Raw genomic sequence first — 5,685 nt, forward strand, 5'->3', positions numbered from 1 at the left:
CACAAAGGCGATGGGCGTCACCGAAGCGCCGGCATTCGGGCGGGGGGGATCTGCGGTCACGGAAGGTGGAGCGGTCAACACAGATCGCACTGTGCCTCAGCTTGGCAGAATTTGCAACCTGAGTGACGCACGCCCCATGGCGTATGCGCCTATGCTGCATAGCTGGAAAAAGTTTATGGGGCCTGCGCCCCTTTCGGGAGATAGACATGACACCCCCATCTGTGAACGCCCTGACCGCGCCCGCCTTGTCCACCAGTCTGTCGATTGGCGCGACCGATGTGCCCCTGATCGAACAGACGCTGGGCGAGTTTTTTGATGCGATGGCCGCGCGTCTGCCGGACCACGAGGCCTTGGTCAGCGCGCACCAGCAGCAGCGCTACAGCTACCGAGCGCTGCAAACCGCCAGCAATCAGCTGGCCAGTGCCCTGCTGGGGCTGGGTCTGGCGCCGGGTGACCGGGTCGGCATCTGGTCGCACAACGGCACGCAATGGCTGCTGATGCAGCTGGCCACCGCCAAGGTCGGCCTGATTCTGGTCAACATCAACCCGGCCTACCGTATTGCCGAGCTGGATTACGCGCTCAACAAGGTGGCCTGCAAGGTCTTGGTCAGCATGGCCCGCTTCAAGACCAGCGACTACCTGGGCATGTTGCGCGAATTGGCGCCGGAGTTGAACACGGCGCAGCCGGGCGCTTTGCAGTCTGCCCGCCTGCCGCATCTGCGCACCGTGGTCTGGCTGGACGAGCCGGGCCAGACCGATGAGGAGCCGGGTCTGACGCGGTTCTCGGCCCTGCTGGCGGCGGGTGATGCGGCCGATCCGCGGCTTGAGCGCATTGCCAAGACGCTGCGCGCCACCGACCCGATCAACATCCAGTTCACCAGCGGCACCACCGGCTTTCCCAAGGGCGCCACGCTGACGCACCGCAACATCCTGAACAACGGCTTCTTCATTGGCGAAGCCATGAAGCTCACGCCCGCGGATCGCCTGTGCATCCCGGTGCCGCTGTACCACTGTTTTGGCATGGTGTTGGGCAATCTGGCCTGCCTCACGCACGGCGCCACCATTGTGTATCCGAGCGACGGCTTCGATCCCTTGGCCGTGCTGCAAACCGTGCAGGACGAGCACTGCACCGGCCTGCACGGCGTGCCCACCATGTTCATCGCCGAGCTGGACCATCCGCGCTTCGGCGAGTTCGATCTGTCCAGCCTGCGCACCGGCATCATGGCCGGCTCGCCGTGTCCGATCGAAGTCATGAAGCGCGTCATGAGCGACATGCACATGTCGGAAGTCACCATCGCCTACGGCATGACGGAAACCAGTCCGGTGAGCTGCCAGAGCAGCACCACGACGCCGCTGGAAAAACGGGTGGCAACGGTTGGGCTGGTGCAGCCCCATTTGCAGGTCAAGGTAATTGACGCCGTCACGGGCGAGACCGTGGCGCCGGGTGTGTCGGGTGAGCTGTGCACGCGTGGCTACTCGGTCATGCATGGCTACTGGGAAGACCCGGGCCGCACGGCGGAGGCGATCGACGACCAGGGCTGGATGCACACCGGCGACCTGGCGACCATGGACGCGCAAGGCTATGTGAACATCGTCGGGCGCATCAAGGACATGGTGATCCGCGGCGGCGAGAACATTTACCCGCGCGAGATCGAAGAGTTTCTCTACCGCCACCCCCGGATTCAGGACGTGCAGGTGGTGGGCGTGCCGGACGCCAAATATGGCGAGGAGCTGTGTGCCTGGATCATCCCGCGCGCCGGTCAGACCTTGAGCGAAGAAGACGTCAAGGCCTTCTGCAAGGGGCAGATTGCACACTACAAGGTGCCCCGCTACATTCGCTTTGTCACGTCGTTTCCGATGACCGTGACCGGCAAGATTCAGAAGTTCATCATCCGTGCTGAAATGAAACAGCAGCTGGGACTGCAAGAAGACAAAACCGCCTGAAAGAAGAGAAACGTTTATGCCCACGCTTGAAACCAAACTCAACGCCCGCTCGGCCGACTTCCAGGCCAACGCCGCCGCCATGCAGACCCTGGTGCAGGACCTGGACGCCCAGATCGCCCGCGCCGCCCTCGGTGGCGGTGAAGCGGCCCGCGCCAAGCACACGGGGCGCGGCAAGCTGCTGCCGCGCGACCGCGTGCAGATGCTGCTCGACCCCGGCACGCCGTTTCTGGAACTGTCCCCGCTGGCCGCGCTGGGGCTGTACCCGGACCGCGACGGCACGGACAGCGCGCCCAGCGCCGGTCTGATCGCCGGTATCGGCCGCGTCAGCGGTGTGGACTGCATGATTGTGTGCAACGACGCCACCGTCAAGGGTGGCACCTATTACCCGATGACGGTCAAGAAGCACTTGCGGGCGCAGGAAATCGCGCAGCAAAACCGCCTGCCCTGCATCTACCTGGTGGACTCGGGCGGCGCCAACCTGCCGAACCAGGACGAGGTGTTTCCGGACCGCGACCATTTCGGACGCATCTTCTTCAACCAGGCCAGCATGAGCGCCGAGGGCATCGCGCAGATCGCCGTCGTCATGGGCAGTTGCACGGCCGGTGGCGCCTACGTGCCGGCCATGAGCGACGAGGCCATCATCGTCAAGAACCAGGGCACGATTTTCCTGGGCGGCCCGCCGCTGGTGAAGGCCGCCACCGGTGAAGTGGTGACGGCTGAAGACCTGGGCGGCGGCGACGTGCACACGCGCCTCTCCGGCGTGGCGGATCACCTGGCGCAGAACGACCTGCACGCGCTGGCGCTGGCCCGCCAGGCGGTCGCGCACTTGAATAAAAAGAAGGTGCTGGCCCCCGTCCTGCAAGCGCCAATAGCTCCTAATTTTGTAGCAAAAGAGCTCTACGGCGTGATCCCGACCGACACCCGCAAGCCCTTCGATGTGCGCGAAATCATCGCCCGCATCGTCGACGGCTCGGAGTTTCACGAGTTCAAGCCGCGCTTCGGCACGACGCTGGTCACAGGCTTTGCCTTTATCGAGGGCATGCCGGTCGGCATCATCGCCAACAACGGCATTCTGTTCAGCGAGTCGGCCCTGAAGGGTGCGCACTTCATCGAGCTGTGCTGCCAGCGCAAGATTCCGCTGGTGTTTTTGCAGAACATCACCGGCTTCATGGTCGGACGCAAGTACGAAAACGAAGGCATCGCGCGCAACGGCGCCAAGATGGTCACCGCCGTGGCGACGGCCGCGGTACCCAAATTCACTATCATCATCGGCGGCAGTTTCGGTGCCGGCAACTACGGCATGTGCGGGCGCGCCTTTAGTCCGCGCTTTTTGTGGATGTGGCCGAACGCCCGCATCTCGGTCATGGGCGGCGAGCAGGCGGCCAGCGTGCTGGCCACCGTCAAGCGCGACGGCATCGAGGGCAAGGGCGGCCAATGGAGCCTGGAAGAAGAAGAAGCCTTCAAGGCACCGATCCGCCGCCAGTACGAAGAACAAGGCCACCCCTACTTCGCCACCGCCCGCCTGTGGGACGACGGCGTCATCGACCCGGCCGACACGCGCCGTGTGCTGGCCCTGGGCTTGAGCGCGGCGCTCAATGCCCCGATACCGGATACCAAGTTCGGCGTGTTCCGGATGTAATGGGCATGCGTACGCGGCGTCGCGATTTTTTGCAGTGGATGGGCAGCGCATGCGTGGGCCAGACTGGAGTAGCGGGCGCTCAGGAGTCACACCGTCTGGACGAGGAAGCACGCAGGAGTGGGCGGCGCTTCGGTTTTGCCGTGCATCCAGACTATGCCGGGCGTGAACCCGTCAAGACCCTGCTGCGGCAACATGCCGGTGTCATCACGGCAGAAAATGCCATGAAGTGGCGCAGCATTGAAGGCATTCTGGGCGGGCGGGATTACACCCAGGCAGATGCCGTTGCCACGCTTGCGACCGAGTTGAAAGCGTTGCTGCGCGGCCATACGCTGGCCTGGCATCAGTCCACCCCGCGCCGTCTGACGAACGCGACGACGGACGTTTTTCGGCAGGAGCAGGGCGCACATTTGCATGACATGGTGCTGCGCTACAAGGGGCGCATCCACACCTGGGACGTTCTCAATGAAGTGATCGATGCCGACTCCGGGCGCAACGATGGGTTCCGCGGCTCCGTGCTGTCCACCCTGTGGGGGGGCGAGCGCTATCCGGCACTGTTTGAACAGGCCCGGGCGCTGGACCCGCAAGCAAAGCTGGCCTACAACGACTACGGCATGGAGCAGGACGACCCCTGGTGCGAGCGCCGCCGCAGCGCCGTGTTGCGCATGCTCGAAGGCTGGGTCAAACGCCAGGCCCCCATCGACGTCATGGGGTTGCAGGCGCATCTGGATCTGTCCCGCCGGTTTTCCGCGTCGCGGCTGTTGAAGTTTTTTGACGAGTTGAAAGCGCTCGGACTGGGCATTCAGATCACAGAACTGGATGTGCGTGACTCCACGACTGACGGTGAGGTGCAGACGCGCGACGCCAGCGTGGCTGCGTTGTACCGGGAGTTCCTCGATGCGTGCATGAGCCATTCTTCGGTCGAGATGGTGGTCATGTGGAACGTGACGGATGCGGATAGCTGGATCAACCGGGGGTTTGCTGGCACGCGCCGCGCCGACGGACAGCCCATGCGCCCCACCTTGTTCGATACCCAGGGTCAGCCCAAGCCCGCCTTCACCGCGGTTGCGTCAAGCCTGCGCAACGCTGACAGCAATTTTGAATGTCCCCCAATAAGGAATGGAAGCCCGTTATGTTCACCAAAATTCTGATTGCCAACCGAGGTGAAATCGCCTGCCGCATCGCGGCCACCGCCCGGCGCATGGCCATCAAGACGGTGGCGGTTTATTCCGATGCCGACGCCAACGCCAAGCACGTCAGCGTGTGCGACGAGTCGGTCTATATCGGCGGCAGCGCGCCCAAGGACAGCTACTTGCGCTGGGAAAAAATCATCGCCGCGGCCCAGGCCACCGGCGCCCAGGCGATTCACCCCGGCTACGGCTTTCTAAGCGAAAACGAAGAGTTTGCCCAGGCCTGCGCGGGCGCCGGCCTGGTGTTCATCGGCCCGCCGCCGTCCGCCATCAAGGCGATGGGGCTCAAGGCCGAGTCCAAGCGGCTGATGGATCTGGCTGGCGTGCCCCTGGTGCCGGGCTACCACGGCGCCGACCAGGACCCGGCGCTGCTGCAGCGCGAGGCCGACAGCATCGGTTACCCGGTGCTGATCAAGGCCAGTGCCGGCGGCGGCGGCAAGGGCATGCGCGCGGTCGACAAGGCCGAAGACTTTGCGGCCGCGCTGGCCAGTTGCCAGCGCGAAGCCATCAACAGCTTTGGTGACGACGCGGTGCTGATCGAGAAGTACGTGCAGCGCCCGCGCCACATCGAGATTCAGGTGTTTGGCGACACCCAGGGCAACTACGTGTACCTGTTCGAGCGCGATTGCTCGGTGCAGCGCCGCCACCAAAAGGTATTGGAGGAAGCACCGGCGCCCGGCATGACGCCCGAGCTGCGCCAGCAAATGGGCGAGGCGGCGGTGGCGGCGGCCCAGGCGGTGAACTATGTGGGGGCCGGTACGGTGGAGTTCATCGTCGAGCAACTTGATCACGACGATGAAAGCGACACCGCCGGGCCGCCCCAAGGTGGCGCAGCCCCCTCGGGGGGCAGCGCAGCACACGCAGTGGCAAGCGTGGGGGCCATGCGCTTCTTTTTCATGGAGATGAACACCCGGCT

At 64.3% G+C, this 5,685-nt stretch carries 4 protein-coding genes; all 4 read left to right on the forward strand.

Annotation, left to right across the window (positions count from 1 at the left end; genetic code table 11):
* Window positions 1-206 precede the first annotated feature (206 nt).
* Window positions 207-1,943 (forward strand): AMP-binding protein, encoded by a 1,737-nt coding sequence (locus B3V69_RS11835; RefSeq protein WP_296446772.1) that lies wholly within the window; start codon window positions 207-209, stop codon window positions 1,941-1,943.
* A gap of 16 nt (window positions 1,944-1,959) precedes the next feature.
* Window positions 1,960-3,582, forward strand: a complete 1,623-nt coding sequence (locus B3V69_RS11840; RefSeq protein ID WP_296446774.1) for a carboxyl transferase domain-containing protein — start codon at window positions 1,960-1,962, stop codon at window positions 3,580-3,582.
* A gap of 5 nt (window positions 3,583-3,587) precedes the next feature.
* Window positions 3,588-4,730 (forward strand): endo-1,4-beta-xylanase, encoded by a 1,143-nt coding sequence (locus B3V69_RS11845; protein ID WP_296446776.1) that lies wholly within the window; start codon window positions 3,588-3,590, stop codon window positions 4,728-4,730.
* A partial coding sequence (locus B3V69_RS11850; protein WP_296446778.1) for a biotin carboxylase N-terminal domain-containing protein occupies window positions 4,712-5,685 on the forward strand: 974 nt, incomplete at its 3' end. The genes B3V69_RS11845 and B3V69_RS11850, both read left to right, overlap by 19 nt.

This window comes from Rhodoferax sp. UBA5149, from assembly GCF_002413825.1.
Lineage (GTDB): Bacteria > Pseudomonadota > Gammaproteobacteria > Burkholderiales > Burkholderiaceae_C > Rhodoferax.

Coding starts and splice junctions, on each gene's coding strand:
- B3V69_RS11840 (WP_296446774.1), top strand. CDS start 1,960: ATGCCCACGCTTGAAACCAAACTCAACGCCCGCTCGGCCGACTTCCAG.
- B3V69_RS11835 (WP_296446772.1), top strand. CDS start 207: ATGACACCCCCATCTGTGAACGCCCTGACCGCGCCCGCCTTGTCCACC.
- B3V69_RS11845 (WP_296446776.1), top strand. CDS start 3,588: ATGCGTACGCGGCGTCGCGATTTTTTGCAGTGGATGGGCAGCGCATGC.